This is a genomic window from Pseudomonas costantinii, assembly GCF_001870435.1.
Lineage (GTDB): Bacteria > Pseudomonadota > Gammaproteobacteria > Pseudomonadales > Pseudomonadaceae > Aquipseudomonas > Aquipseudomonas costantinii.
The window spans coordinates 26,335-53,025 of sequence record NZ_MDDR01000025.1; the positions used below are offsets into that span (position 1 = coordinate 26,335).

The 26,691-nt window shown below is 58.4% G+C and carries 23 protein-coding genes and 1 pseudogene; 10 read left to right on the forward strand and 14 right to left on the reverse strand.

The window, feature by feature from the left end; translation table 11 throughout:
* Positions 1 to 62: 62 nt before the first annotated feature.
* Positions 63 to 1,514, reverse strand: a complete 1,452-nt coding sequence (gene pyk, locus BFL40_RS12725) for a pyruvate kinase (protein WP_071484323.1) — start codon at positions 1,512 to 1,514, stop codon at positions 63 to 65.
* 175 nt (positions 1,515 to 1,689) lie between these two features.
* On the opposite strand from pyk, the gene BFL40_RS12730 reads away from it, so the two are divergent.
* Entirely contained in the window at positions 1,690 to 2,064 is a 375-nt protein-coding gene (locus tag BFL40_RS12730) for a tol-pal system YbgF family protein (RefSeq protein ID WP_071484324.1), read from the forward strand.
* A 206-nt stretch (positions 2,065 to 2,270) separates the two neighbouring features.
* Positions 2,271 to 2,630, forward strand: a complete 360-nt coding sequence (locus BFL40_RS12735; RefSeq protein ID WP_071484325.1) for a PilZ domain-containing protein — start codon at positions 2,271 to 2,273, stop codon at positions 2,628 to 2,630.
* A 60-nt stretch (positions 2,631 to 2,690) separates the two neighbouring features.
* Here the strand turns inward: BFL40_RS12735 and BFL40_RS12740 are convergent, their stop codons facing one another.
* From BFL40_RS12740 to BFL40_RS12765, 6 genes are read right to left on the reverse strand one after another with little or no spacing between them, the layout of a single operon-like run.
* Positions 2,691 to 4,022 (reverse strand): DUF58 domain-containing protein, encoded by a 1,332-nt coding sequence (locus tag BFL40_RS12740; protein WP_071484326.1) that lies wholly within the window; start codon positions 4,020 to 4,022, stop codon positions 2,691 to 2,693.
* A 7-nt stretch (positions 4,023 to 4,029) separates the two neighbouring features.
* A complete protein-coding gene (locus BFL40_RS12745; RefSeq protein WP_071484327.1) occupies positions 4,030 to 5,025 on the reverse strand; it encodes an AAA family ATPase in 996 nt (331 codons plus the stop codon).
* Positions 5,022 to 6,179 carry a DUF4350 domain-containing protein gene (locus tag BFL40_RS12750; protein ID WP_071484328.1) on the reverse strand — a complete coding sequence of 386 codons (1,158 nt, stop codon included), beginning with the start codon at positions 6,177 to 6,179 and terminating at the stop codon, positions 5,022 to 5,024. Before BFL40_RS12750 ends, BFL40_RS12745 begins: the two co-directional genes overlap by 4 nt.
* Positions 6,176 to 7,705, reverse strand: a complete 1,530-nt coding sequence (locus BFL40_RS12755) for a DUF4129 domain-containing protein (RefSeq protein ID WP_071484329.1) — start codon at positions 7,703 to 7,705, stop codon at positions 6,176 to 6,178. Before BFL40_RS12755 ends, BFL40_RS12750 begins: the two co-directional genes overlap by 4 nt.
* The gene (locus BFL40_RS12760; RefSeq protein WP_071484330.1) at positions 7,692 to 8,672 is read right to left on the reverse strand and encodes a stage II sporulation protein M; all 981 of its coding nucleotides are present in this window, start codon (positions 8,670 to 8,672) and stop codon (positions 7,692 to 7,694) included. Before BFL40_RS12760 ends, BFL40_RS12755 begins: the two co-directional genes overlap by 14 nt.
* A complete protein-coding gene (locus BFL40_RS12765; RefSeq protein ID WP_071484331.1) occupies positions 8,669 to 9,361 on the reverse strand; it encodes an RDD family protein in 693 nt (230 codons plus the stop codon). Before BFL40_RS12765 ends, BFL40_RS12760 begins: the two co-directional genes overlap by 4 nt.
* A 167-nt stretch (positions 9,362 to 9,528) precedes the next feature.
* Here BFL40_RS12765 and sbcB point away from each other — a divergent pair, with 167 nt between their 5' ends.
* Positions 9,529 to 10,956 carry an exodeoxyribonuclease I gene (gene sbcB, locus BFL40_RS12770; RefSeq protein WP_071484332.1) on the forward strand — a complete coding sequence of 476 codons (1,428 nt, stop codon included), beginning with the start codon at positions 9,529 to 9,531 and terminating at the stop codon, positions 10,954 to 10,956.
* Positions 10,957 to 11,047: 91 nt separating this feature from the next.
* Here the strand turns inward: sbcB and mvaT are convergent, their stop codons facing one another.
* Positions 11,048 to 11,422, reverse strand: a complete 375-nt coding sequence (gene mvaT, locus BFL40_RS12775; protein ID WP_005790963.1) for a histone-like nucleoid-structuring protein MvaT — start codon at positions 11,420 to 11,422, stop codon at positions 11,048 to 11,050.
* A 348-nt stretch (positions 11,423 to 11,770) separates the two neighbouring features.
* Between mvaT and purU the strand changes: the two genes are divergently transcribed.
* Entirely contained in the window at positions 11,771 to 12,619 is an 849-nt protein-coding gene (gene purU, locus BFL40_RS12780) for a formyltetrahydrofolate deformylase (RefSeq protein ID WP_005790961.1), read from the forward strand.
* A 100-nt stretch (positions 12,620 to 12,719) separates the two neighbouring features.
* Complete coding sequence (locus BFL40_RS34090; RefSeq protein WP_162843033.1) at positions 12,720 to 12,890, forward strand: hypothetical protein; 171 nt, start codon at positions 12,720 to 12,722, stop codon at positions 12,888 to 12,890.
* Between the two features lie 35 nt (positions 12,891 to 12,925).
* Here BFL40_RS34090 and BFL40_RS34610 read toward each other — a convergent pair whose 3' ends face one another.
* On the reverse strand, positions 12,926 to 13,690 hold the full coding sequence (locus BFL40_RS34610) for a methyl-accepting chemotaxis protein (RefSeq protein WP_408003975.1): 765 nt from the start codon (positions 13,688 to 13,690) through the stop codon (positions 12,926 to 12,928).
* Positions 13,691 to 13,783: 93 nt separating this feature from the next.
* Positions 13,784 to 14,815, reverse strand: a pseudogene (locus BFL40_RS34615) (HAMP domain-containing protein); the annotation flags it as partial.
* 217 nt (positions 14,816 to 15,032) lie between these two features.
* Between BFL40_RS34615 and BFL40_RS12790 the strand changes: the two are divergent.
* Positions 15,033 to 16,511 (forward strand): helicase HerA-like domain-containing protein, encoded by a 1,479-nt coding sequence (locus tag BFL40_RS12790; RefSeq protein WP_071484334.1) that lies wholly within the window; start codon positions 15,033 to 15,035, stop codon positions 16,509 to 16,511.
* A gap of 4 nt (positions 16,512 to 16,515) precedes the next feature.
* On the opposite strand, the gene BFL40_RS12795 is transcribed toward BFL40_RS12790, so the two are convergent.
* A complete protein-coding gene (locus tag BFL40_RS12795; RefSeq protein ID WP_071484335.1) occupies positions 16,516 to 16,971 on the reverse strand; it encodes a DUF721 domain-containing protein in 456 nt (151 codons plus the stop codon).
* Between the two features lie 305 nt (positions 16,972 to 17,276).
* On the opposite strand from BFL40_RS12795, the gene secA reads away from it, so the two are divergent.
* The 3 genes from secA to BFL40_RS12810 all read left to right on the forward strand — a co-directional run bounded on the left by secA (position 17,277) and on the right by BFL40_RS12810 (position 22,318).
* On the forward strand, positions 17,277 to 20,012 hold the full coding sequence (secA, locus tag BFL40_RS12800; RefSeq protein ID WP_071484336.1) for a preprotein translocase subunit SecA: 2,736 nt from the start codon (positions 17,277 to 17,279) through the stop codon (positions 20,010 to 20,012).
* A 123-nt stretch (positions 20,013 to 20,135) separates the two neighbouring features.
* Complete coding sequence (gene argJ / locus BFL40_RS12805; RefSeq protein ID WP_071484337.1) at positions 20,136 to 21,353, forward strand: bifunctional glutamate N-acetyltransferase/amino-acid acetyltransferase ArgJ; 1,218 nt, start codon at positions 20,136 to 20,138, stop codon at positions 21,351 to 21,353.
* Positions 21,354 to 21,373: 20 nt separating this feature from the next.
* Positions 21,374 to 22,318: a Nudix family hydrolase gene (locus BFL40_RS12810; RefSeq protein ID WP_071484338.1), complete on the forward strand. Its 945-nt coding sequence runs from the start codon at positions 21,374 to 21,376 to the stop codon at positions 22,316 to 22,318.
* A gap of 64 nt (positions 22,319 to 22,382) precedes the next feature.
* Here the strand turns inward: BFL40_RS12810 and BFL40_RS12815 are convergent, their stop codons facing one another.
* Genes BFL40_RS12815 through BFL40_RS12825 form a run of 3 tightly spaced genes read right to left on the reverse strand, consistent with a single transcriptional unit; the run spans position 22,383 to position 25,964 of the window.
* Positions 22,383 to 22,961 carry a cob(I)yrinic acid a,c-diamide adenosyltransferase gene (locus tag BFL40_RS12815; protein ID WP_071484339.1) on the reverse strand — a complete coding sequence of 193 codons (579 nt, stop codon included), beginning with the start codon at positions 22,959 to 22,961 and terminating at the stop codon, positions 22,383 to 22,385.
* Positions 22,962 to 22,963: 2 nt separating this feature from the next.
* Positions 22,964 to 25,000, reverse strand: a complete 2,037-nt coding sequence (locus tag BFL40_RS12820) for a sensor histidine kinase (RefSeq protein ID WP_071484340.1) — start codon at positions 24,998 to 25,000, stop codon at positions 22,964 to 22,966.
* Between the two features lie 46 nt (positions 25,001 to 25,046).
* Positions 25,047 to 25,964, reverse strand: a complete 918-nt coding sequence (locus BFL40_RS12825) for a putative 2-dehydropantoate 2-reductase (protein ID WP_071484341.1) — start codon at positions 25,962 to 25,964, stop codon at positions 25,047 to 25,049.
* Positions 25,965 to 26,087: 123 nt separating this feature from the next.
* Between BFL40_RS12825 and BFL40_RS12830 the strand changes: the two genes are divergently transcribed.
* Positions 26,088 to 26,573: a YajQ family cyclic di-GMP-binding protein gene (locus BFL40_RS12830; protein ID WP_003209785.1), complete on the forward strand. Its 486-nt coding sequence runs from the start codon at positions 26,088 to 26,090 to the stop codon at positions 26,571 to 26,573.
* The last annotated feature ends 118 nt before the right edge of the window (positions 26,574 to 26,691 follow it).

Genomic DNA, 26,691 nt, shown 5'->3' on the forward strand with positions numbered 1-26,691 from the left:
TACGAAGAAAGCAAAAAGCCCCGCCATTCACATGGCGGGGCTTTTGGTTTTCAGCGTGTCACTCAGACCTGTGGGTCGCCCACATGCAGAATCTTCATGCCATTGGTGCCACCGGTGGTGTGGTAGCTGTCGCCCTTGGTCAGGATGACCCAGTCGCCTTTCTCTACGACGCCGCGTTTGACCAGCTCGTCGATCGCCTTCTGGCTGACTTCGTTCGGTGCCAGCGAAGCCGGATCGAACGGAACGGTATACACGCCACGGAACAGCGCCGTGCGGGCCTGGGCTTCGCGGTGAGGGGTGAACGCGTAAATCGGCACCGACGAGCGGATGCGCGACATGATCAGCGGCGTGTAACCACTTTCGGTCAAGGCGATGATCGCTTTAACGCCTGGGAAGTGGTTGGCGGTGTACATGGCGGCCAGGGCGATACTCTGGTCGCAGCTTTCGAACTCTTTGCCGATGCGGTGGCTGGAGGTCTTGCTTGTCGGGTGCTTTTCAGCGCCGATGCAGATACGCGCCATGGCCTGGACGGCTTCCAGCGGGTACGGGCCGGCGGCACTTTCAGCCGAGAGCATCACGGCGTCGGTGTAGTCGAGCACGGCGTTGGCCACGTCGGACACTTCGGCGCGGGTCGGCATCGGGTTCTGGATCATCGACTCCATCATCTGGGTCGCCACGATCACCGCTTTGTTGTGGCGGCGTGCGTGCAGGATGATCTTCTTCTGGATACCGATCAGCTCGGCGTCACCGATTTCCACGCCCAGGTCACCACGGGCAACCATGACAGCGTCGGAAGCCTTGATCAGACCGTCGAGGGTTTCGTCATCGGCCACGGCTTCGGCGCGTTCGATTTTCGCCACCAGCCAAGCGGTACCGCCGGCTTCGTCGCGCAGTTTACGGGCGTATTCCATATCGGCGGCGTCGCGCGGGAAGGACACGGCGAGGTAGTCCACTTCCATTTCGGCGGCGAGCTTGATGTCGGCCTTGTCTTTTTCAGTCAGGGCTGGCGCCGTCAGGCCACCACCACGACGGTTGATGCCTTTGTGGTCCGACAGCGGGCCGCCGATGATCACGGTGCAGTTCAGTTCAGTGACGCTGGCGGTGTCGACACGCATAACTACGCGGCCATCATCCAGCAACAGTTCGTCACCGACGCCGCAGTCTTTAACCAGGTCCGGGTAGTCGATACCCACGACTTCCTGGTTGCCTTCGGTCAGCGAGTGGCTGGTGGAGAAGGTGAACTTGTCACCGATCTTCAGCTCGATTCGCTTGTTGGTGAATTTGGCGATACGGATTTTCGGGCCTTGCAGGTCACCCAGCAGTGCCACGAAGCGGCCGTGTTTGGCGGCCAGGTCACGCACCAGCTTGGCGCGAGCCTTGTGCTCGTCCGGGGTGCCGTGGGAGAAGTTCAGACGGGCAACGTCCAAACCAGCCAGAATCAGCTGTTCGAGGACTTCCGGCGAGTTACTGGCCGGGCCAAGGGTGGCGACGATTTTGGTACGACGGACGGACATGCACAGACTCCTGAGTTCAAGCGCTGGGGAAGGCTACTATGCTCTTTCGTTGTAGTCATTGTTCGTTTGCACTACTTATCGACGATTGACTTGTTTTTGCTGCGGTTGAATAGACGAACATCCTTGAAGATTTTTGACGAGGGGTCGATACACTGCACAAGACAGGAGAACCCCCATGCGAATTTTGCTCGTTGCTGCCCTGGCCGTCAGTGTTGTCGGCTGTACCCGTTGGTCGATGGACCATCATCTGAACAACGCTTACCGCGCCTACGGGGCGGGTGATTGCGAGCGCGTCACCCTGGAGTTGTCCCAGGTCGACCGCGAGAGCCGTACCCGCCGTTATGTGCAACCGGAGGTCTCGATGTTGCGCGGGCAATGCCTGGAACGGCAGAAATTGTTCGTTGATGCCGTACAAACCTATCAGTTCATCATCAGCCAATACCCGTCGAGCGAGTACGCGTTCCGTGCTCGGGCCAGGCTCGATACCCTGCAGCAGTTGGGGCATTACCCCGGTGCCAGCGTTGCGCAGCCACGTCCGGCGTCTTTGTGATGATATTTGTCATCCTATAACTGGTCCGTCGCCAATCTTGGGCTATTCTTTGAAGGTTCGGTTGTACACGTTCTATTTGAATGAATGAGAGGCCCGGATTCGGTAGCTGTCCAGTGACAAAGGGATGTGTGTTGTCACACCGAGATCCAGGGAGCGCGAGCCATTGGCTCGTTCCGAATCACTGGCCATTGGATGATAATCACATCATGTTTACCAACCGACGGATTGAGCGGCATCAACTACCTTATTTCCTGCAGGTGTTCAATCGCCTTACAGACAAGCCTATCGGCTTTCTAGGCAATGTCTCAGAGGATGGGCTGATGTTGATCAGCCATTTGCCTATGATGGTCGACGCGGACTTCGAGCTGCGCTTGAAAATTCCTGGGCCAAAAGGCGAACTCCAGGCAATTGACCTCACGGCGACCTGCCTGTGGAGCCAAGAGGATATCAACCCTCAGCATTATGACTCGGGGTTCAGCCTGGTTCAGGCGGGCGAAGAGTACGGGCAACTGATCACCGCTTTGTTGAATTATTTCAGTTTCGACCCTTTACAGGCATCAGCCTAGACGCTTCGTGCAGTCGATACGGCTTGGGTTTGTAACCCTTGCCGTTGTCGTGTGCGCCCCTCAAAAGACTCCGGCTTTTTTCCAACCCAAATAGCGCGTAACCAGGGCGGGCCCCAGTTCTGAGGGTGAAGTATCCAATACTGACAAGCCATGAGCGCTCAGCCGGTCATGCAGTTCGTTTCGGGTATTGAGATAGTCGACCGTACCGCTGTAAGCCAGTGCCTCGGGCAAGGTTTGCACGGGGGCCTGGCGCAGTTGATCGAGGACTTCCTCCCGCAGACTGGCCACCAGCACCCGGTGTTGTCGACTGATGCGTTTGACCGCTGACATCAGTGCTTCATCGTCCTCATCCCGCAGATTGGTGACCACGATCACCAATGCCCTGCGCTTTTGCCGAGCCAGCAGTTGGCTGGCGGCAGCCTCGTAGTCGGCTGTTCGACGGGTGGTATCCAGGTCGTATACCGCGTTGAGCAGCCGGTTCAACTGACCACTGCCCTTGACGGGGGCCAGGTAGCGCGGTTGGTCACTGGCGAAGGTGCACAGACCCACGGCATCGCCCTGACGCAACGCAACATAGCTGAGCAACAGGCAGGCGTTGAGCGCATGGTCGAAATGCGATAATTCGTCATCCTGGCTGCGCATGCGTCGACCGCAATCGAGCATGAACACAATTTGCTGGTCGCGCTCATCCTGGTATTCCCGAGCGATTGGCGTGCGTTGTCGTGCGGTGGCCTTCCAATCGATCTGGCGCAGGCTGTCGCCTTCACGAAACTCGCGCAGTTGATGAAACTCCAGCCCCAACCCCCTTCGTTGGTGTTGGCGCACGCCCAGTTGGCTCAGCCAGTTATCCACACCCAACAACTGCGCGCCGTATAAACGGGCAAAATCCGGGTAGACGCGGGTGGTATCGTTGATCTCGATAAACCGCCGTGCCGACCATAGTCCAAAGGGGCTGGGCAGGTGAGCTTCACAGCGGCTGAAACTGAAGTGTCCACGGCGCAGAGGGCGTAGGCGATAGCCCAGCTCGCAGCGTTCATCGGGGCGCAGTTCAATGGTCTGAGGCAGGTGCTCCATGCCCAAGCCGTCTGGGACGTGATCGAACACTTGTACGGTCAGCGGCTGTGGGTAGGTGTGCGTGACGGTCAGGCGTACTTCGCCCCAGCGTCCAAGTGCCAAGCTGCCGGGCATTTGCCGTTGCACCTGGACGGATGGCCTGCGACGCAGGCGTACGGCATCCAGCAACGCCAGCAGTAATAGCGCCAGTAATAAGCCCCAGGCTATCGAATGCAACGTATCGGGCACCTTGAACTGCAACGCCGTTGCGGCGCCGAGCAGGATGTTCAAGCCCAGCAGAATACTCAGCCAGCTCAACAACAGTCGGGTCGGCTTCATGGGCGAGTCACTGCCGTGGTACCGGGATCTGGTCCAGCAGTTGCTTGAGCACTTGGTCTACCTCCAGACCGTCGATGTCCAGCTCCGGCGCAATTCGTACCCGATGGCGCAGTACCGCCAGTGCGCAACCCTTGATGTCGTCTGGGGTGACGAATTCGCCACCGCGCAACAAGGCCCGAGCCCGAGCACCGCGAACCAGGGCGATGGACGCTCGAGGACCGGCGCCGATGGTCAGTCCTGGCCAAGTGCGGGTGGCTCGGGCCAGCCGCACGGCGTAGTCGAGTACCTGTTCATCCAGGACCAGTTCACTGGCGATCTGCTGGAGCGCAAGCACGTCCTGCGCCTGCAACACGGTGCGTAGCGGCTGTACATCCAGCATGTCGGCTCTGGACGAGCGAGTCACTTCGCGCACCATATCCAGCTCTTGTTGGGCATCGGGGTAGTCCATGCGCACCTTGAGCATGAACCTGTCCAGTTCGGCTTCGGGCAGCGGGTAGGTGCCTTCTTGTTCGATGGGGTTCTGAGTGGCCAGTACCATGAACGGTTGACCGATCGGCAATGCCTCGCCTTCAAGGGTGACTTGGCGCTCCTGCATGGCTTCAAGCAGTGCGGCCTGCGTCTTGGCAGGGGCACGGTTGATTTCGTCGGCCAGCAATAGGTGAGTGAACAGCGGCCCCTTTCGCAGCTTGAACTGTTCGGTGTGCAGGTCGTACACGGCGTGGCCGGTGACATCGCTGGGCATCAGGTCCGGCGTGAACTGGATTCGGGCGAAATCCCCCCCAAAACAACGGGCCAAGGCGCGCACCAGCAATGTCTTGCCAAGGCCTGGTACGCCCTCCAGCAGTACATGACCGCCTGCGATCAATGCGGTGAGTACGTCGTCAATCACCTGATCCTGGCCGATCACTGCTTTGCGCAGTTCAACGCGCAAGGCTTGTGCCTGCTGGCTGGCGTGTCGAAGGTTTTCGATGGTCAGGGCAGTGGCTGCCGGAAAATCGCTCATAGGGCATTCCTGATAGTTTGCAGGTACGCCACCTGACGGCAGAAATCGGCGCTGGTGAGCCGTTTTGCGGCAGGTGTGCCGAGGGCCTGACTGATGATGTGGGAGGGCTGGCGCGTCAGGCGTTCAAGTACCTGCCACTGCTCAGCGGTTTCGAGGTGTTCAAAGCCTGGGTGACGACGGCGGGCAGCACGCTGAATGTCACGCTGCAAGGCGTGCAACAAGGTGCCTTGGCCACTTCGGCGTAGCAGGAAGTCGGCGCTGGCCTTCAAGTGTTCCTGCAACTGCCGACGGGCCTTGGGGGCTGGAGTCTGGATTGGGCCTTGGCGCATTCCGGCGTGCCAGAGCGCCAAGGCAATCAACGCGACGAGTGCTACCAGCGCCTGGGGGAAATAACGTATCAATAGGGTCAGTAGATCATCCACGTCGCTGCTGAACAGCAAGGTCACGTCAGTACCCTGGTTGAGGTACCACAACAGCCAGGCGTTATCGTGTTTGCCGATGTCAGGGGTTTTCCACAAGTCGCTATCGGTTACAACTGTTACGGTGCCGTGCCCGAGGTTGCGTTGCATCAGGTGGCTGGATTTGGCGCTGTTGGCGGAAAATTGCGCCAGGTGCTTGGGGTCGGTGAGGTTGAAGTCGGTGTTGAAGCTGAAGTAGGCCGGGGCGGTTTCATTGTCCACATAGAGTTTGGTCAGGCCCGGCGCTTTCTTTTTGCGCGGGGAGGCTGGTTCGTCAAATGACTCACTCAATGTCTGGTGGATGTTTAACCGATCCAGCAACAGGTCACCACTTTTGCCTGTCTCTTCATCCCATAAAGCTTCGGCGACGACCAGCAGGTGACCGCCGGATTTCGCCCAGTCCAACAGTTGGTCCACTTGGCGTGGGGTCATGTTGCTGCGTTCGCCCAGCAGTAGCAGGCTATTGCCTTTGGGAGGAAGGTTGCTGAGCCGTTCAAGGCTATTGGCATGTTCAACTGCCAGGCCTTGTTGGCGCAGAAAGTATTCGGCCGCCAGATACGGGTTCGCCCGAGCTTGTGGCGTTGGACCGCGATCCACCACTTCGTCATAAGGAATTGCCTTGTGCCAGGCGTAAAATGCTCCGCCTCCAAACAGGCACGCCAGCAGCAACCCCACCCACAGTAACGGTCGGTTCATCGGGCCGCTCCCGAACTGAACAACGCACGCCAGTCGCTGCAGAGTTTTTGCTGGGCAGAGGCAGGGGGCAGGTGGTGACCGTAGGCGAGATTTTGCCAGTGACGTGTCAGGTCATCACTAAATGCCAGCAATTGTGGTTGTTGCAAATGGTGAATGCGCTGCAGGATCTGGCCTTCAGTATCAGCACTTTTCAGCGGTAGGTTGTAGTCATGCAGCAACCGGCTGAGCAGGCCACGGTACAGTAGGCCGAGGGCTTCCCGTGGCTGTGTGGGCCAGAGTTGTTCGACGGTGGTAGCGAGGTCTTCGGGCAAGGTCTCGCTACCCAGTTCCAGGCCGAATAATTGCGTTGGGGCGGGTCTGGCGACCTTGGGTTTACGTCCTCCGCGCCGACTGACAAAGGCGCGCAGCCAGTCGCGGTAGTACCAGGCGAGTAGGGCGATGCCTCCGATCAACGCGCTCCATAGAAGTATTTCCAGCCCTTGGGCAGCATGTTTGAAGGTGTTGCTGTTGAGGTTGTCCAGCAGCGCCTGTAGCCAGGCGGGTAATTTGCCTTCACTGTGCGTTTTGCTTTTAACGGTAGGTTTTTCTTCGCCGAAACGATAGCGGGTGACGGTTTCAGGGTTTTTAAAGGGCGGCTCTTCCAACAGCACCTTTATCGATTGACTGGCGGCTTGGGTATTCAGTTGTTTGGGGCTATTGGACTCATCAGCCAAGGCCGGTGGGCTGGCTTGCACCAGCATCAGCCCGACTGTCAGCAGCAACACCGTCGCGGCGCTGCTCAGGCGTTGGCGCAATCGGCGAAATACCAGTTCCAGGTCCCAGGCTTCCAGTACGGTACGGCGGTTAAGGTAAAGACTGAAACCGCAGGCGATGTAGATGGGTTCCCAGAACACCAGTATCAGGGCATAGAAGGCGTTGCTCAGGTGTTCCAGCCATAGACCTTCGGGACCGGTTGTGAGCGCCAGCCGTTGCCAGTCCCAATCCAGCTCAACCTGTTCAGGAATGAAAAAATAGAACAGCGCCATGCAGCCAAACCATAGGCCGATTTCCAGGTGCGTCCCAATGATCGTCAGCCAGCGCGCGGCGCCCGCGTTACGTTGTAGCAGCACGCCGAGGCGTTGCTGGCGTGCCTGGCCATCCAGGCCCTCGAGTTGACTTACCGGCAACACGAAACTGCGGCTCAGGCTGAGTCGCCGCCACGTCAGGCTGGCCAGCAATTGGCTTTTAAGCAGTCGCGGCCAATGGCGTACCGCGTTTTTGACGCTGGGTGTTTCACCAAACAGGGACTTGGACAAGATGTGTAGCGGCAAGCGGTCGAAGGCTGGCTTAAGCCACCAGAATAGGAATATAGCGGTTGACGGGTGCTCCCAGAGCAGCGCGGTGAGCAAGGCAAACACCGGCAAGCTCACCAGCGCCCAACTGCTCATCAATAGCAGGCGATGTTCCCGGGCCATTAATACACCAAGGTCCATGGCTTCCCAGGCTGTACGGGGGCGAATCACCACACTCGCATCACTCAGGCGCATGGTGAGTCCGCCCAGCGAAAATCAGGTAGATGGCCACTACCAGCCAAAGCACAGTACCCACGAGGTATTTGACCCAGGGGGCGATGCTTGTTGTGGAAGACCAGTAGGCTTCGATAAACGCCGCGATCAGTAGAAACACCATGACGCCGCAGAGCATCTGCATGCTTTTGCGCGCCGCCAATCGCAGGGATTCACTCCGAGCTAGAGGCCCTGGAGCAATCAGCGCCCAACCCAACTGTAAACCTGCTGCGCCCGCGAGGGCGATGGCGCTCAGCTCGAATGCGCCGTGACCGATGACAAACGACCAGAAGGTCTGGCCATAGCCAATCTCGGTCAGGTGGCCGGAGATTGCTCCGATGATCAAACCGTTGAAGATCAAAAAGAACACGCTGCCCAAGCCGAACAGCAAGCCGGCGGCAAAGGTCTGGAAGGCGATGCCGATGTTGTGCATCACGTAGTAGCCAAACATCATCCAGTCTTCGCTGGCGGCGCGTTCGGCAGCGCGGCCCAGACGGCTGGCATCGGGGTTGTACATGCCTTGCATCTCAGCGACCTGCTGGGGGCTGACGATGCTGTAGATCAGGTCGGGAAACAGGTAAACCAGCAAGGCTATGCCCACCAAGCTGCCAAAGAACAGCACGCAGGCGATTAAAACGAAGCGCCACTGTTCACGCACCAGGCGGGGGAATCCCGCCAGTACGAAGCTCAATACGTTCGCCCCCAATTGGCTGCGATGGCGATACAACTGTTGGTGGCCGCGCAGGGCCAGTTGCTGCAGTGGGTCTACCAGGTAACTGCTGTAACCGCGCTCTTGTGCCAGGGCTAGATGTTGGCACAGACGCCGGTAATGATGAGGGAAGTCGGCCATATCGCTGGCTTTGGCCTTGCCTTGTTCCAACTGTTTCAGTTGTTCTGCAAAGGCTTGCCATTGGGGCTGGTAACGGCTTTCGAACAGGCTCTGCTTCATGTCGGCCCCAGCAGTCCACGGGCCACACCGTTGAGCTGTTCCACCGCCCGGGCCGGAGACACTTGCAGGGGTGCGGCGAGGATGGATGCCAGCTCATGCACTCGTTCGGTAGACAATTCGCCTTGGCGTTCGGCGAAGCCGAGGATGGCGCGCTGTTCGCTCAGGTCCAGGGTAAAGGGCAGGCGCAGAGCAGTAGCTTGAGGTATCTGGGGGCGGACCAGTGGCTGTTCGCGGTAAATTACCAGGGTGCCGGCGGCCAAGTCGCCCAGGCGTTTGAAGTGAGGATGTTGCAGGCAGCTGATGGCGCCGAGGAAGTAGCCGAAGGGCAGCATGTCGACAAAGCGCAGCAGGTTGCGGATCAGTGATGCAGACCAGCCGACAGGCGTACCGTCATCCTGGACTACCCGCAGGCCCATGACCTGCTTGCCTGGAGAACAGCCCTGATTGAGCACTTCGAAAAGCACCATGTACCACCAACTGATCAGGAATAGCAGCAATAAACCCAGGCCAATACCTACATTGCCCAGCAGGGCCAACGGTACGAGCAGGATACCCATGACCAACCCACGCAAACCCAGGTCGAAAGCAAAGGCCAGTGTGCGCGGCAGCAGGCCTGCCGGGCGCAAGGGCAGATCAATACCTTCTGGGGTCTCGATCTGGTAGCGGGTATCCAAAGGGGCTGATGGCATTGCGATCCTTGGCAGTGCAAAACATCTAAGAGACAGGGATGCTAGCAGTGTCGACGGTGGAAGCAACCATTCAAGGTTTTACTGGGTATTTGTACAGCAATGTTATCGCTGGCCCCGGATACCTCACTGCGCCTAGACTTTGTCGATCTTCAGCACAGGAATAGCCCGTGACCTCGATTTTCTGGTACGACTATGAAACCACTGGCATCAACCCGCGCAACGATCGCCCGCTCCAGGTCGCTGGTATTCGTACCGATCTCGAGCTGAACGAGGTTGGCCCGCCGGTTAACCTTTATTGCCAGCCCAGCGACGATATTTTGCCCCATCCGATCGCCTGCGCGATCACGGGTATCACCCCCGGTGTTCTGGCGGAAAAGGGCTTGGCCGAAGCCGACTTCATGACCCGGATACACGCTGAGTTGGCCGCTCCAGGCACGTGTGGTGCCGGTTACAACACCCTGCGGTTTGACGATGAAATGACGCGCTACAGCCTGTATCGCAACTTTTTTGATCCTTACGCCCGTGAATGGCAGGGCGGCAACAGTCGCTGGGACCTGATCGATGTGGTCCGTACTGCCTACGCGCTACGTCCGGAAGGGATTGTCTGGCCTGAGCAGGATGGGCGGGTCACCCTCAAGCTCGAGCGCTTGACTGAGGCCAACGGCATTGATCATGGTCAGGCCCACGATGCGTTGTCCGACGTGCGTGCCACTATTGCATTGGCCCGCTTGGTCCGCGAAAAACAACCGAAGTTATACGACTGGTTGTTTCAGCTGCGTAGTAAGCAACGGGTGATGGATCAGGTGCGCCTGTTGCAACCGATGGTACATATTTCCGGGCGCTTTTCCGCCGAGCGCCATTACTTGGGAGTGGTCCTGCCGCTGGCCTGGCACCCGCGCAATCGCAATGCGTTGATTGTCTGTGACCTTGGGCTCGACCCGCAGGGTTTGCTCGATCTGGACGCCGATACTTTGCGCCAGCGTCTCTACACGCGCCGTGATGATTTGGCGGAAGGTGAACTGCCGGTACCGCTCAAGTTGTTGCATATCAACCGCTGCCCGGTCGTTGCCCCTTTGAATGTGTTACGGGCGCAAGATCGTGAACGACTCCAATTGGATATGGATGCCTGTCTGGCACGGTCGCTGCGACTAACTGACGCACAAGAAGTGTGGCGTGACAAGTTGGCGGCCATTTACGCGGTGGAGGATTTTGCGCCAAGTACTGACCCGGAGCAGCAGCTCTACGACGGTTTTATTGGTGATCGCGATCGACGTTTATGCGAACAAGTCCGTGCGGCTGAGCCTGCACATCTAGCACGTCAGCAATGGCCTTTCGATGATCATCGTTTGCCTGAATTGTTATTTCGTTACCGCGCCCGAAACTTTCCTGACACCTTGAACAACGAGGAGCAACAGCGCTGGAAACTTTTCTGCCAGCAGCGTTTGTCGAATCCGGAGTGGGGAGCACCCAATACCTTTTTGGCATTTAAGCAGGCGCGCGAGGAGTTGGCTGTTAGTGCTACATCGTTTCAGTGCCAGGTGCTTGATGAATGGCAGGTGTATGCCGACTCTTTAGCCGCCCGACTGGATTTGTAATCAGGTTATTGCAAAATATCCGGACAATAAAAAACGCCAGCAAGCTGACGTTTTTTATTGTGTTGCGTATCAGGCGAGAGCCTGGCGAAGCTTAACCCAGCAGGGTAGCCCAGCCTTCAACCACGTCGCCGCCCCACTTGGCTTTCCACTCTTTCAGAGTCTTGTGGTTGCCACCTTTGGTTTCAATCACTTCGCCGTTGTGCGGGTTTTTGTATTGCTTGACCTTGCGAGCACGCTTGGTGCCGGTAGTTTTCACGGCGCCACGCGGTGCTTTAACTTTCGACTCTGGATCCAGCAGCGCGATGATGTCACGCAGGGATTTTGAGTATTCGCCCATCAGGGTGCGCAGTTTGCCTTCGAACTCCAGCTCGGTTTGCAGCTTGTCATCTTGGGACAGATTCTTCAAACGGGCTTGCAGCTCTTTGATAGCTTCTTCGGTGGCACGGTATTCGTTGATCAGAGACATGTGGACTACCTTATGTAGAGCGCTGGTTGACAGGGACAGTGGCCAATAATAGTCAGGCTATTTCCCCAAGTAAACAATTAAGGATGTATTTATGTGAATTACTTTGAATGTTAGTGGTGACGCTATGCAAACGAGTTAATTAATAGGTGTATGCCTTAAGACAATCCCGTTTATTTTTTGATAACTGCCCAAACGTGCCGTTGTTCGGTCATATAACGGTGGTAAAACCTTACGTTGCTAAGGGATGTAGCCATGGTCAGGTGTCAGAATAAGCCGTAATGAATACTGCAGTTTTTCTGCGTAATCGCTAGAATGGCGGCCTTTGCGAAGTTTTGGAGTTTCCCCCTAATGCGCACTTTTCGGCTGGTGATCGCTTGCCCGGACCGGGTTGGCATCGTTGCCAAAGTCAGTAACTTTCTGGCCTCCCATAATGGCTGGATCACCGAGGCGAGCCATCACTCGGACGATCTCAGCGGTTGGTTTTTCATGCGTCACGAAATTCGTGCCGATACGTTGCCCTTTGGTCTTGAAGCTTTCCGCGAGGCGTTTGCGCCGATCGCCGAAGAGTTTTCGATGACCTGGCATATCACCGACACCGAGCAGAAAAAGCGCGTGGTGTTGATGGCCAGTCGTGAGTCCCACTGCCTGGCCGACTTGCTGCACCGCTGGCATAGCGATGAGCTGGACTGTGAGATCGCTTGCGTAATCTCCAACCATGACGACCTGCGCAGCATGGTTGAATGGCATGGCATCCCGTACTACCACGTCCCGGTCAACCCGCAGGACAAGGAGCCGGCTTTCGCTGAGGTCTCCCGCCTGGTCAAGCAGCACGAAGCTGACGTTGTGGTGCTGGCGCGTTATATGCAGATCTTGCCGCCGGAACTGTGCCGCGAATACGCCGGCAAAGTGATCAACATTCACCACAGCTTCCTGCCGTCGTTTGTCGGTGCCAAGCCATACCACCAAGCCTCCCTGCGTGGCGTGAAGCTGATTGGCGCAACCTGCCACTACGTCACCGAAGAGCTGGACGCCGGCCCGATCATCGAGCAGGACGTGGTGCGCGTCAGCCACAGCGACAGCATTGAAGACATGGTGCGTTTTGGCCGTGACGTCGAGAAGATGGTCCTGGCCCGTGGCCTGCGTTATCACCTGGAAGATCGCGTGCTGGTGCACGGCAACAAGACCGTCGTGTTCTGATAGCGGCGTTTGTGTTGAAGTCTTTTGATTGAAGAATAGGGGGCCTGGGCGTTAAATCGTTCCAGGCCCTTTTTCTTTGTCTGCCGTTGAGGATTGATTGATGAGCGACCCGCTGGATAAAGCCACCTCAAAAGCTCCGGCGACCTTGGGGGAGGGCTGCTTGAGTCGATTTGATCCGGATGACCTGGATGCGGACGACGGCACCGAATTTCCCGGAGCCGCTGAGTTGTGGGAGCGGGAGCAGAATAAACCCGAGCCCCAGAAAGAATAATCGCCCGCAGTTGTATGAAACGGCGGGCGCTGGAATCAGATCCGGAAGCTGCCCACCAACTGCTTCAATCGCGATGCCTGTTGTTCCAGGTCGGCACACGCGCGCAGGGTTGATTGCAGGTTTTCCACACCCTCCTGGTTGAGGGTGTTGATCTCGGTAATGTCCATGTTGATCGACTCCACCACGGAGGTCTGCTCCTCGGTGGCGGTGGCGACTGACTGGTTCATGCCATCGATTTCGCCAATACGTTGGGTCACGCTGTTCAGGCGTTCGCCGGCGAGGTTGGCGATGTCTACGCTGTCGAGACTGTGACGCTGGCTTTCACTCATGGTGCTGACTGAGTCCCGGGCCCCGACCTGCAACTCCTCAATCATCTTTTGCACTTGTTGCGCCGATTCCTGGGTGCGATGGGCCAAGTTGCGCACTTCATCGGCCACTACGGCAAACCCGCGTCCAGCTTCGCCTGCCCGAGCGGCTTCGATCGCGGCGTTAAGCGCCAGCAGGTTGGTTTGCTGGGAGATGCTGGTGATGACTTCCAGAATTTGCCCGATATTGACTGTCTTGCTGTTGAGCGCTTCGATGTTGCTGCTGGAGGCGCTGATCATCTCGGACAGTTGGTTCATCGCCTTGATATTACGTTCTACCACTTGCTGGCCGTCTTCAGCCAAGTGCCGCGCGTCGCTGGCCTGATGCGAGGCAAGGGCTGCGTTACGGGCGATTTCCTGCGCGGCGGCGCCCAGTTCGTTGATGGCGGCGGCGACGCTGTTGGTGCGATTGGCCTGCTCGTCGGAATTGACCATCGACGAGTTGGAGGCGCTGACCACTCGCAAGGCTACTTCGTTGACCTGCTCGGTGGCGGAGGATACTTCGCGTATCGACGTATGAATCCGTTCCACGAAGCGGTTGAAGGCATTGCCCAACGTACCGAATTCGTCATTATTCTGGATGGTCAGGCGGCGGGTCAGGTCACCTTCGCCATCGGCGATGTCCTGCAGGGTGTGGGTCATCTCATGCAAGGGTTGCAGCAGTACACGGATCAGCATACCCAGCAGCGCGATGATGATTGCCACGGCAATGATCGTGGCAATTACCGCCGAGGTGCGGAATTCGCTGAGCATGGCGAAGGATTTGTCTTTATCTACCGAAATACCCAGGTACCAGTTCACCGACGGGAGGCCCTTGATCGGTGTAAAGGTCACGATGTTGTCCTTGCCGTTGGCCTCAACTTCGCTGAAGTCACCACTGATCTTCGGTGTGTTTTTCGGGTACACGTCAGCGAGGGTCTTCATCACCAGGTTTTTGTCCGGGTGCACCAGCACTTTGCCATCGGCACTGACCAGGAACGCATAGCCCATGCCGCCGAAGTTCAGGGCGCCGATGTTATTCACCAGGGTTTGCAGGCTCAGGTCGCCACCCACTACGCCGAGACTCTGGCCGGCCTTGGTGCTGGGGGTCGCGATGGAGATGATCAACTGCCCGGTAGCGGCGTCGATATAGGGTTCGGTCAGCGTTGAGCCATTGCTGCTCTGGGCGCCTTTGTACCAAGGGCGAACCCGTGGGTCGAAGCCATCCGGCATTTTTGTGTCGGGGCGGATGGTGAAGGCGCCTTTGCTGTCGCCCACGTAGGTTGCCATGAACGAGGACGTCAGGGCTTTCTGTTCCAGCAGGCTGGCAACCGCAGTGGGTTCTGGGTTGATGGCGATGTTTTGTGCAGCGTTTTCCACCAGGGCAATGCGCCCGGTAAGCCAGGTTTGAATGTTGCTGGCGGTGACATCGCCCATTTCATGCAGGTAGTTATTGAGGTCGTCGCGAATCGCATTGCGTTGCAGGTAGTCGTTGTAGAGGGTAAACAGGGCGAAGGCGGCGATGACGATAAGGGAGGCTGCAAGCAGGATTTTGTGGCTGAAGCGCAGATTTTTATTCATGGCTTGTAGGGTCCGCTAAGGTCTTATTATCCGAGGCGCGTCTTTGTGGGATGCGCAAAATGGCAGCGTCAAAAAAAGGTGTGATGTTTCTTGTGATAGCTCCGTTTGATAGCTTCGTGGGTTCCTGTAGGAACCATTCGACCTATTTTTGACTTTGTGGGTCTCACACTTGTCTATATCGACCTGGCCGCACTAAAGATTAACCATAGGTGACGAAATGCCTGACTCCACGCAACTCCTTATCGGCGCTGGCCTAGACGGCCAGCCCATCACCCAGGCAATGCGCCTGGCCAACCGTCACGGGTTGATTGCCGGCGCCACCGGTACAGGCAAGACCGTCACTTTGCAGCGCCTGGCGGAAGCCTTCAGCGATGCAGGCGTGGCTGTATTCGCTGCTGATATCAAGGGTGACCTGTGCGGACTGGGTGCTGCGGCCAACCCTCAGGGTAAAGTGGCCGAGCGCATCGCGGGTATGCCCTTCCTTAATTACACGGCGAAGGCTTATCCGGTGACGCTGTGGGATATCCATGGGCAATCCGGTCATCCGTTACGCACCACCATCAGCGAAATGGGGCCGTTATTGCTCGGCAGTCTGCTGGAACTCACCGACAGCCAGCAGTCGGCGCTCTATGCCACCTTCAAGGTGGCGGACCGCGAAGGCCTGTTGCTACTGGACCTCAAGGACCTCAAGGCACTGCTCAACCATCTGCGTTATCACCCGGAGTTGCTGGGCGATGATGCTGCGTTGATGACCACCGGCTCCAGCCAGGCGCTGTTACGGCGTTTGGCGGTGCTGGAGCAACAGGGCGCTGAGGCCTTGTTTGGCGAGCCTGCCCTGCAACTTGAAGATATCTTGCAGCCCACCAGTGATGGTCGCGGACGCATCCATCTGCTGGACGCCAGCCGTCTGGTGCATGAGGCGCCGAAGGTCTACGCGACGTTCTTGCTGTGGCTGTTGGCGGAACTGTTCGAGCAGCTTCCGGAACGCGGTGATGCCGACAAACCGCTGCTGGCACTGTTTTTCGACGAGGCACATTTGTTGTTTGCCGATACGCCGAAGGCTTTGCAGGATCGCCTGGAGCAAGTGGTGCGCTTGATTCGGTCCAAAGGTGTGGGTGTGTATTTCGTCACTCAATCCCCGGGTGATTTACCTGACACGGTATTGGCCCAACTCGGTCTGCGTATTCAGCACGGTTTGCGGGCTTTCACGACCAAAGAACAGAAGTCTCTAAGGGCTGTGGCAGACGGTTTCCGACCTAACCCGGCGTTCGATGCCTTGTCGGTACTGACTGAGTTGGGTACGGGTGAGGCGCTGGTGGGCACCTTGCAGGACAAAGGCACGCCGGAAGTCGTCCAGCGTGTACTGGTGGCACCACCGCAATCGCGGATCGGACCGCTCAGCGAAGCTGAACGCGCCGTGCTGATTGCCAGTTCGCCTTTGCTGGGGCGGTATGACAAACCGATCGATCGGGAGTCTGCCTATGAAGTGTTGATGGCGCGCAAAGAACTTGGGACAACGGAGGAGGCCAAGCCAGCCGCCGAAGAACCGAGCTTTACCGACAAGGCCGGAGCCTTTCTGGGAACCACTGCAGGCAAGGCACTCAAATCAGCGATGCAACAGGCTGCCAATCAGATGGGGCGGCAGTTGGTGCGTGGGTTGCTGGGGTCGTTGCTGGGCGGTAGCAAGCGCAAGTAGTGGTTCAGGGCTTGGGCTTGGCATGGGCGGCCAACCGCTCCAATGCTGCGCGCAGGCCCGGATTACTGATCCCGTCAGCCGTTGCCTGAATGGTTTCGGCCGCATTCACCGACAGGTCCATCGTGTGCCCCACTGCGCCTTGCTGCACGGTGGGTGGCTGCACCTTGAACTGGATACGCGTCAAACTGGCAAACTCATCAAATGCCATCAATTGTCGCTGCAGGCGTTTTTGCTGATAGCGCAAACGAGTAGCCCAATGGCCGTCGGTGACAATTAATAGCAAATTACCTTCGCGCCACGACGCCACATGACAATGTTCACGTGCGGCAGGTTGCAGTTGGCTGTCGAGCAGGCGTTGCAAATGGCCCAAGCGTTGCGCATGGCCGAAGATGGCTTTCAACGGCTTGGCTTCGCGAAGCAACACGCCAGGGGCGCGGGCTGTAAGAGGGCGAAATGCCATGTTTAGACACCTTAAGTAACAGAGCGGCTATCTTAGCAGAAAGCGCCTGTATGGCCCCAGGCAATGCGATAGCAGGGCTTTGCCCATGAAATCGATAGGTAACTTCTGCGCGCCATGGGTTGAAGTTCCAGCAAAAGCCCTTATTTTAAACAGGCCCTCTCACAGCACCATGCCAGCATCGGGGAATAACGCCACTTTCCTCACCCACGATTCCGGGTAGAATGCGCGTTCGCATGCGGCCGTGAGGGCTGCTCGGGCCACTCACGGTGCGCCCTCCATCCCTATGTGTGGAAGAACCTGCCGATATGTTTGCGCCTTTGTTAAAGAAACTTTTTGGAAGCAAGAATGAGCGCGAAGTTAAACGCATGCTCAAGACGGTGCAGCTGGTCAATGCCTTCGAGGAGCAGATGGTTGCTCTTTCGGACGAGCAATTGCGCGCCAAGACCGAAGAGTTCAAGGCCCGCATAGCCAAAGGTGAAACCCTCGACAAGCTGCTTCCCGAAGCCTTTGCGGTCGCCCGCGAAGCCGGTAAGCGTGTCATGGGCATGCGCCACTTCGACGTCCAGTTGATCGGCGGCATGACCTTGCATGAAGGCATGATTGCCGAAATGCGTACCGGTGAAGGCAAGACCCTGGTGGCAACCCTGGGTGTTTACCTCAACGCACTGTCCGGCAAGGGCGTGCACGTTGTGACGGTGAACGACTACCTGGCCCGCCGGGACGCCAACTGGATGCGCCCGCTGTATGAATTCCTCGGCCTGACCGTCGGCGTGGTAACGCCGTTCCAGCCACCGGAAGAGAAACGTCTGGCTTACGCTGCCGACATCACCTACGGCACCAACAACGAATTCGGTTTCGACTACCTGCGCGACAACATGGCGTTCAGCATGGAAGAAAAATTCCAGCGCGAACTCAACTTTGCCGTGATCGACGAAGTCGACTCCATCCTGATCGACGAAGCCCGTACCCCGCTGATCATCTCCGGCCAGGCCGAAGACAGCTCGCGTCTGTACACCGAAATCAACAAACTGATTCCGCGTCTGACCCAGCACATTGAAGAAGTGGAAGGCGTGGTGACCAAAGAAGGTCACTTCACCATCGACGAGAAGACTCGTCAGGTCGAGCTCAACGAGGCCGGTCACCAGTTCGTCGAAGACATGCTGACCCAGATTGGCGAGCTGGGCGAGGGCGAAAGCCTGTACTCGGCGCACAACCTGGGCCTGTTGACCCACGTGTATGCTGGCCTGCGCGCTCACAAGCTGTTCCATCGCAACGTCGAATACATCGTGCAAGACGGCCAGGTCGTACTGGTCGACGAACACACCGGTCGCACCATGCCGGGTCGTCGTCTGTCCGAAGGCCTGCACCAGGCCATCGAAGCCAAGGAAGTGCTCAACATCCAGGCTGAAAGCCAGACGTTGGCGTCCACTACCTTCCAGAACTACTTCCGTCTGTACAACAAACTGTCCGGTATGACCGGTACAGCCGACACAGAAGCATTCGAATTCCACCAGATCTACGGTCTGTCGGTTGTGGTTATCCCGCCGAACAAGCCGCTGGCACGTAAAGACTTCAACGACCTGGTGTTCCTGACCGCCGAAGAGAAATACGCGGCGATCATCAACGACATCAAGGAAGGCATGGCCCAGGGCCGTCCGATCCTGGTGGGTACCGCCACCATCGAAACTTCCGAGCACGTGTCCAACCTGCTTAATAAGGAAGGCATCGAGCACAAGGTCCTCAACGCCAAGTTCCACGAAAAAGAAGCCGAGATCATCGCCCAGGCCGGTCGCCCAGGCGCACTGACCATCGCGACCAACATGGCCGGTCGTGGTACCGACATCCTGTTGGGCGGCAACTGGGAAGTCGAAGTCGCGGCATTGGAAAACCCGAGTCCCGAGCAGATCGCACAGATCAAGGCTGACTGGCAGAAACGCCACCAGGCCGTGCTGGAGTCTGGTGGTTTGCAGGTGATCGCTTCCGAGCGTCACGAATCGCGTCGTATCGACAACCAGTTGCGTGGTCGTGCCGGTCGTCAGGGTGACGCCGGTTCCAGCCGTTTCTACCTGTCCCTGGAAGACAGCCTGATGCGCATCTTTGCCTCTGATCGGGTGAAGAACTTCATGAAAGCCTTGGGCATGCAGTCCGGTGAAGCGATCGAGCACCGCATGGTGACCAACGCCATCGAGAAGGCCCAGCGCAAGGTTGAAGGCCGCAACTTCGACATTCGTAAGCAACTGCTTGAGTTCGATGACGTCAACAACGAACAGCGTAAAGTGATCTATCACATGCGTAACACGTTGCTGGCTGCCGATAACATTGGCGAGACCATTGCTGATTTCCGTCAGGACGTGCTTAACGCCACTGTCAGCGCCCACATCCCGCCACAGTCCCTGCCTGAGCAGTGGGATGTTGCCGGTCTGGAAGCTGCGCTGAAGAACGACTTCGGCGTCGACTTGCCGGTTCAGCAATGGCTGGACGAAGACGACCACCTGTACGAAGAAACCCTGCGCGAGAAGCTGATGACCGAGCTGCTGGCCGCGTACAACGAGAAAGAAGAGCAAGCAAGTGCCGAAGCACTGCGCACCTTCGAGAAGCAAATCGTTCTGCGCGTGTTGGACGATCTGTGGAAAGACCACCTGTCGACCATGGACCACCTGCGTCACGGTATCCACCTGCGTGGCTACGCCCAGAAGAACCCGAAGCAAGAGTACAAGCGCGAGTCGTTCACGCTGTTCTCCGAACTGCTGGATTCGATCAAGCGCGATTCGATTCGCGTGCTATCTCACGTTCAGGTGCGTCGCGAAGACCCGATCGAGGAAGAAGCTCGCTTGCGTCAGGAAGCCGAAGCACTGGCGGCCCGTATGCAGTTCCAGCATGACGAAGCACCGGGTCTGGAAGCCCCTGAGGTATTGGGCGAAGAGGTTGATGTGGCCCTGGCTCAAGCCCCGGTTCGCAATGACCAGAAGCTGGGCCGTAACGAACTGTGCTGGTGCGGTTCGGGCAAGAAGTTCAAACATTGCCACGGCGAAATCAACTAAGATTTTTGCCTGACGCTGTAACACCCTGCGCCGCGACCGGCCTCTGCCGTCGCGGCGTTTTGCCATTAATTTCACCGTCGCTCACGACGGCACAGACATCACCTATTTTTAAGGAGCGCATTCATGGCTGTTGGTCTTGGTCCTTTGCCCACTTTGCACCCGGTTGCCGGTTTTGAACTCGGTATCGCTTCGGCCGGCATCAAGCGCCCAGGGCGCAAAGATGTGGTGGTGATGCGCTGTGCTGAAGGCTCGACTGTCGCGGGTGTGTTCACCCTCAACGCTTTCTGCGCTGCGCCGGTGATCCTGGCCAAACAACGTGTGGCTGGTTCTATTCGTTACCTGCTGACCAACACCGGCAATGCCAACGCCGGTACCGGCGAACCAGGCTTGGTGGCGGCTGCGCGCACCTGCGCCAAGCTGGCCCAATTGACCGGTGTAGATGCCAGCCAAGTGCTGCCGTACTCCACCGGCGTGATCGGTGAGCCGTTGCCTGTTGAGAAAATCGAAGGCGCCCTGCAAGCCGCGCTGGACGACCTGTCTGTGGATAACTGGGCCGCCGCCGCCACCGGCATCATGACCACCGACACCTTGCCAAAAGGCGCGAGTCGTCAGTTCGTACACGAAGGCGTGACTGTCACCGTGACCGGTATCAGCAAAGGCGCGGGCATGATCCGCCCGAACATGGCCACCATGCTCGGCTATATCGCCACCGACGCCAAAGTCTCCCGCGACGTGCTGCACAGCCTGATCCTGGACGGCGCTAACAAGTCGTTCAACCGCATTACTATCGACGGCGACACCTCGACCAACGACTGCTGCATGCTGATCGCTACCGGCCAGGCCAATCTGCCGGAAATCACCTCCGCCAACGGCCCGCTGTTCGCGGCGTTGAAGCAGGCGGTGTTCGAAGTGTGCATGGACGTGGCCCAGGCCATCGTGCGTGACGGCGAGGGCGCTACCAAGTTCGTCACTGTTGAAGTCAACGGCGGCGGCAACCACCAGGAATGCCTGGACGTGGGCTACACCGTGGCGCATTCGCCGCTGATCAAGACTGCACTGTTCGCTTCCGACCCGAACTGGGGCCGTATCCTCGCCGCCGTTGGTCGTGCCGGCGTGCCGAACCTGGACGTGAGCAAGATCGACGTGTTCCTCGGCGACGTGTGCATCGCCAGCCGTGGCGCCCGTGCGCAGACCTACACCGAAGCTCAAGGCTCGGCGGTGATGCAGCAGGAAGAAATCACCATCCGCATCGAGCTGGGTCGCGGCGCGTGCAGCGAAACCATCTGGACCACCGACCTGTCCCACGAGTACGTGAAGATCAATGCGGAATACCGTACCTGATAGCAAAGAGGATTAGCGCGGTGAAACGAGTGCATGTAGCAGCAGCGGTGATCCGCGGTGTCGACGGCAGGATCCTGCTGGCGCGCCGCGCCGATACTCAGCATCAGGGTGGCCTCTGGGAGTTTCCCGGTGGCAAGGTCGAGGCCGACGAGTCGGTCGCCACGGCGCTGTCCCGCGAATTGCAGGAAGAGCTGGGTATTCAGGTCACCACGGCGCGGCCGCTGATCAAAGTGCAGCATGACTACCCGGACAAGCAGGTGTTGCTGGATGTCTGGGAAGTCTCAGCCTTTACTGGCGAACCCCATGGTGCCGAAGGGCAGCCGCTGGAATGGGTGGCCCCTCGGGACTTGCCCAACTATGAATTTCCGGCGGCGAATGCGCCGATCGTTGCGGCGGCACGGTTGCCTGCGCAATACCTGATCACCCCGGGCGAGCTGGAAACCCCGACGCTGTTGCGCGGTATTCAGAAAGCCATTGCCGGCGGTATCAAGCTGGTTCAATTGCGTGCGCCCAACGGTTACGACCCTAAATACCGTGACCTGGCGGTGGACGCTGTTGGCCTGTGTGCCGGCAAGGCGCAATTGATGCTCAAGGGGCCGTTTGAATGGCTGGGGGATTTTCCTTCGGCGGGTTGGCACATGACCTCGGCGCAACTGCGTAAGTACGCGAGCAAAGGTCGGCCGTTGCCAAAGGATCGCTGGTTGGCGGCGTCGTGCCACAACGCAGAAGAACTGGCGCTGGCGGAAATGATGGACGTGGATTTTGTCACGCTGTCGCCGGTTCAGCCGACCCAGACTCACCCCGATGCCCAGCCTTTGGGCTGGGAGCAGGCGGCGCAGTTGATCAGTGGATTCAGCAAACCGGTGTTTTTGCTCGGCGGGGTTGGGCCTGCTGAACAGGAGCAGGCTTGGGACGCTGGGGCTCAGGGTGTTGCGGGTATTAGAGCGTTTTGGCCTGAGGTTTGATGCCGCTCTGACAGGACTCTTCGCGGGCTTGCTCGCGAAAGGGCCTGATCAAACACCGCTGTACTCAGTGTGGCTTCGCCGCCGCCTGCCACAAAATCTCCGCAACACCCTGGCGCCTGGCAATCACCCGCGCCGCCACAAACAACAAATCCGACAACCGATTGATATACGCCAACCCCACGCCCTCCAAAGGCTCCAGCGCATTCAACTGCTGACACCGCCGCTCCGCACTACGCGCCAGGCTGCGGCACACATGGGCCTGGGCGATCAGCGCTGAACCACCGGGCAAGATGAAGTTCTCCAGCGGCCCGACTTCCTCATTCCAGCGATCAATCGCCGCCTCTAGCCGATCGACTTCCGCCGCATTCAGCGCCTTGTACACCGGCATCGCCAGTTCACCGCCCAGATCGAACAAACGGTGCTGACAAGGTGTAAGCACCTCAATCACATCCTTTAGCTCCGGATGCTTGCCACTCTGTTCTTCAAGATTGGCCAACAGCAAACCCAACTGGCTGTTCAGCGTATCGACCTCGCCGATGGCCTCCACCCGTGGGTGGTCCTTGGGCACGCGTCGGCCGTCGCCCAGGCCCGTCTCGCCCTTGTCGCCGGTGCGGGTGTAGATCTTCGACAGGCGAAAGCCCATGGTCATTGCTCCAGTTGAGTGAGTTCGTAGGGCGGTAATTGGCTGCCCGCTAAAGGCAGGCGCAGGGTAAAGCAGGTGCCTTGGCCTAGCGTGGAGTGCACTTCCATCTGGCCTTTGTGGTTGTTGGTAATGATGAAGTACGACACCGATAGCCCAAGCCCGGTGCCCTGGCCGATTTCCTTGGTGGTGAAAAATGGCTCGAAAGTACGTTTGCGCACGTTTTCGCTCATGCCGATGCCGTTGTCTTCCACCTGGATCTCCGCCCAAGGCGGATTGAGGCGGGTGCGCAGGATAATGCGCCCAGGTTCACTGTCATCTTCACGCAGGTGAATGGCCTGAGCTGCGTTTTTCAGCAGGTTGAGCAGCACCTGTTCCAGTTCGTTGGCGGTGCCGGGTACCGGGCCTAACTGCGGATCGAACTGGCGGATGATCGCCTGGCCCTTGAAGTCGAAGCCGATCGTCAGGTCGAAGTCATTACCGGCAATGTCTACCGCTTGGTCGATCAGTGCCGGTAAATCGCAGGGCGCCATCTGGCGATTACTGCGGCGGCTGAAACTGAGCATATGGGTGACGATTTTCGCTGCCCGAGCCCCGGCTTGCTGGATGCCATCGAGCAGTTGCGGCACTTCGCGGCTTTGCAGGTAGCGATTGACCGTGTCTAGCTCGATGCCCGCCTGTTCGGCGTGTTCCAGGTTCTTGGGCAGGTCGGGGGACAGGCGGCGACGGATGTTCTGCACGTTATGCAGGATCGCCCCCAGCGGGTTATTAATTTCGTGGGCCATACCCGCGGCGAGACCGCCGACGGAGAGCATTTTCTCCGATTGCACCATCATTTCTTCCAGGGACAGGCGCTGGGTGATGTCGTCGATACGGATGACCACGCCACGCCCGGCACCGCCCATCAATGGGTAGAAGGTCAGGGCGTAATGTTTGGGCTCGTCATCCTTGATCCAGGTGACGCGCTCAATGCGTTCCACCGTGTGCTGCTCAACCGTGGCCTTGATTTGCGGCAGATACGGCTTGAGCGGTTGGAACGCAAGGAAGATCGGTTGATTCAGTGCCTCATCCAGACGCGTGCCGGAAAGCGCAGTTGCCTCCTGGTTCCATTGGGTGACGTAGAGCTGCTCATCCAGAGCGATCAGCGCCGAAGGCATCGAGTCGATGATGCTGTTCAGGTAGTTCTGGAAACCGGTGAGCTTTTTCTCGATCTTGCTGCGAACCTGCACTTCCAGTTCCAGCTTGCGGTTGGTGTGGCGTGTCTCTTCGGCCAAGCCTTGGGCCTGATCGTAGGCGGCCTGGGAGTCGTCGCGCGCGCGCTTGAGCTGCTGCTCGCGGGCTTCGATGCGTGACAGCATGGTGTTGAAGGCTTCGGCCAGGCTGCCGATCTCATCGTGGTTACCACGCCGGGCGCGCAGGGCGTAGTTTTCTTCGCGGGTTACCTGGCGGGACAGTTCTTCCAGTTCGTGGATCGGACGGGTAATCAGGCGTTTGATCTGCCGCGCGATGACCAGCCATAGCAGCACACTGAAAATCAGAATGCCCAGGCTCGCCGTCAGCGTACCGGTATAGAAGGCGACCGGCAGTTCACTGCTGGCCACCAACAGCAGATGCCCGGAAGGCTGGCCGGCGCGGGGCAGGGTGATGATTTGATTGCTGCGAAACTCGGTGACGCGCCAGGCCTCGATATGCCGGTAATTGTCCGGCAGGTGTAAGCGATTGACGTGTTGCATCTGCGCCAGACGGTTGCCTTCTCCGTCATACAACGCAGCGGCGCGTAGTGGCGAGTAACTGGTCAGTTCGTTGAGCAGGGCCTCAGCCTTGGCTGGGGACTCAAGGGCTTCGGCGGCGAGGGACGGGTTGGACACCAGGCGGCCAATGGCCTGCAATGCCTGGGGCGCCATGCTTTCCTGGGAGATCCAGTAGGCGGCACTGATAAACGTCAGGTTGGCCACCAGCAATACGGTGGTCAATAACACCAGCAAGGCGGCCAGCAGCTTCTGCCCTACCGGTAGATTTTCAAGACGCTGGCGCAGTGGCATCAGGTTTTTTCCAGGTGATAGACAGGTAGGCAGGGTAGCGCGTGCCTCAGTCGCTGGCCAATCCACGTGCACGTAAGTAGTCGACCAGGCGCGCCTGCACTTGTTGCAGATGCGGCAGGACTAATTGGTGACGGGCAGTCGCCTGGCAGGCATAGCCGAGCAAGTAGCTGATTTCGGTGCGCCGGGCGTTGGCCACGTCCTGATACATGGAGGAATAGTTAGCGGCAGTGGCCTGGATCACCCGTTCCACTTCGCTGTGCAAATCCTGGGCGGCGGCTGGTTGACCGCAACACTCGAGCAGCTCGCTCAATTCGGCGCACAAGGTCGCGACTTCACACTGATGCTCTTGCAAGCCGCCGTTGCGGCATTGGTACAGCACGGTCAGTGGGTTGATGGCGCAATTGAGGGCCAGCTTGCGCCACAGGCGCGTGAGAATCTCGGTGCTCCATTCGTGGGGAATGCCGGCGGTGTGCAAGTCTTCCAGCCACAGCGGTGGAGTGGGGTGGGCCGCGTCCCCCAGCCAAGTGTAGCCATGACCGGCAAAGACCACGCGCCAATCGCCGTCGCGGAACGCACCTTCGGTGCTGGAGGCAAAGATGCAGCGGGCTTGGGGTAGCTGCGCGGCCACCGCATCCTGGCTGCCGAGGCCGTTTTGCAGCAGGATCAGTTCGGCATCCGGTACAAGTCGATGTTGCAGCTGTGCGATGGCGTTCTGGGCGTCGTAGGCTTTGCACGCTACCAACAGGCGATGAATTGGCTCAGGGCTGTGCGGCGTTTCGCCGATCACGGGGTAGGTGTGTTCTACGCCTTGCTCTACCAGCGTCAGCCCTTTTCCCGCTTGATAGTTGGCCAGGCGCGCGTCATCGCGCAAGATCAGCCTCACTGGTATGCCCGCGCGAGCCAGGCGTGTGGCCCAGAGTGTACCCAGGCTGCCGGCGCCGAGAATATGCCAGGTGGTCGACATCAGTTTGTGCTCCGTAGGGTCGCTCACAGTGAACGGGGCGAAAGAACCGCTATAATGCCTCGGCATTTTAGCTCGGGCGCGCTCCATCTCTACTGAGTCCGCCCCTTATATTGGAGAAATGACATGCCTTCGTTCGACGTGGTATCCGAACTGGACAAACACGAAGTCACCAACGCCGTCGAGAACGCCGTCAAGGAGCTGGACCGTCGCTATGACTTGAAAGGCAAGGGCAGCTTCGAATTCAAGGAAAAGGAACTGACCGTCAACCTGACCGCTGAAGCCGATTTCCAGCTGGAAGCGATGATCGAGATCCTCAAGCTGTCCTTGGTAAAGCGCAAGATCGACGCGCAGTGCCTTGAAATCAAAGATGCCTACGCTTCCGGCAAGCTGATGAAGCAGGAAGCCGTACTCAAGGAAGGCATCGACAAAGAGCTGGCGAAGAAAATCGTCGCTCACGTTAAAGATGCCAAGTTGAAAGTCCAGGCGGCTATCCAGGGCGAGCAGGTACGTATCACCGGCAAGAAGCGTGACGACTTGCAGGAAGCGATCGCTGCCCTGCGCGCCAAGACCTTCGACATGCCGCTGCAGTTCAATAACTTCCGCGACTGATGGCACTTTGGGGAACCTGTTGGGTTTTTTGACGTCCCACGCCCCAGTGTCTGTGCCTGCCAATGAGCCCCACGGGGCTCATTTGCGTTTTCAGACAGTCAATAAAGCCGCACATCCG

Excerpts from the sequence above, each read along its gene's own strand:
- pyk (WP_071484323.1), bottom strand. The coding sequence starts at position 1,514 with ATGTCCGTCCGTCGTACCAAAATCGTCGCCACCCTTGGCCCGGCCAGT.
- BFL40_RS12730 (WP_071484324.1), top strand. The coding sequence starts at position 1,690 with ATGCGAATTTTGCTCGTTGCTGCCCTGGCCGTCAGTGTTGTCGGCTGT.
- BFL40_RS12735 (WP_071484325.1), top strand. The coding sequence starts at position 2,271 with ATGTTTACCAACCGACGGATTGAGCGGCATCAACTACCTTATTTCCTG.
- BFL40_RS12740 (WP_071484326.1), bottom strand. The coding sequence starts at position 4,022 with ATGAAGCCGACCCGACTGTTGTTGAGCTGGCTGAGTATTCTGCTGGGC.
- BFL40_RS12745 (WP_071484327.1), bottom strand. The coding sequence starts at position 5,025 with ATGAGCGATTTTCCGGCAGCCACTGCCCTGACCATCGAAAACCTTCGA.
- BFL40_RS12750 (WP_071484328.1), bottom strand. The coding sequence starts at position 6,179 with ATGAACCGACCGTTACTGTGGGTGGGGTTGCTGCTGGCGTGCCTGTTT.
- BFL40_RS12755 (WP_071484329.1), bottom strand. The coding sequence starts at position 7,705 with ATGCGCCTGAGTGATGCGAGTGTGGTGATTCGCCCCCGTACAGCCTGG.
- BFL40_RS12760 (WP_071484330.1), bottom strand. The coding sequence starts at position 8,672 with ATGAAGCAGAGCCTGTTCGAAAGCCGTTACCAGCCCCAATGGCAAGCC.
- BFL40_RS12765 (WP_071484331.1), bottom strand. The coding sequence starts at position 9,361 with ATGCCATCAGCCCCTTTGGATACCCGCTACCAGATCGAGACCCCAGAA.
- mvaT (WP_005790963.1), bottom strand. The coding sequence starts at position 11,422 with ATGTCTCTGATCAACGAATACCGTGCCACCGAAGAAGCTATCAAAGAG.
- purU (WP_005790961.1), top strand. The coding sequence starts at position 11,771 with ATGCGCACTTTTCGGCTGGTGATCGCTTGCCCGGACCGGGTTGGCATC.
- BFL40_RS34090 (WP_162843033.1), top strand. The coding sequence starts at position 12,720 with ATGAGCGACCCGCTGGATAAAGCCACCTCAAAAGCTCCGGCGACCTTG.
- BFL40_RS34610 (WP_408003975.1), bottom strand. The coding sequence starts at position 13,690 with ATGGTCAATTCCGACGAGCAGGCCAATCGCACCAACAGCGTCGCCGCC.
- BFL40_RS12790 (WP_071484334.1), top strand. The coding sequence starts at position 15,033 with ATGCCTGACTCCACGCAACTCCTTATCGGCGCTGGCCTAGACGGCCAG.
- BFL40_RS12795 (WP_071484335.1), bottom strand. The coding sequence starts at position 16,971 with ATGGCATTTCGCCCTCTTACAGCCCGCGCCCCTGGCGTGTTGCTTCGC.
- secA (WP_071484336.1), top strand. The coding sequence starts at position 17,277 with ATGTTTGCGCCTTTGTTAAAGAAACTTTTTGGAAGCAAGAATGAGCGC.
- argJ (WP_071484337.1), top strand. The coding sequence starts at position 20,136 with ATGGCTGTTGGTCTTGGTCCTTTGCCCACTTTGCACCCGGTTGCCGGT.
- BFL40_RS12815 (WP_071484339.1), bottom strand. The coding sequence starts at position 22,961 with ATGGGCTTTCGCCTGTCGAAGATCTACACCCGCACCGGCGACAAGGGC.
- BFL40_RS12820 (WP_071484340.1), bottom strand. The coding sequence starts at position 25,000 with ATGCCACTGCGCCAGCGTCTTGAAAATCTACCGGTAGGGCAGAAGCTG.
- BFL40_RS12825 (WP_071484341.1), bottom strand. The coding sequence starts at position 25,964 with ATGTCGACCACCTGGCATATTCTCGGCGCCGGCAGCCTGGGTACACTC.
- BFL40_RS12830 (WP_003209785.1), top strand. The coding sequence starts at position 26,088 with ATGCCTTCGTTCGACGTGGTATCCGAACTGGACAAACACGAAGTCACC.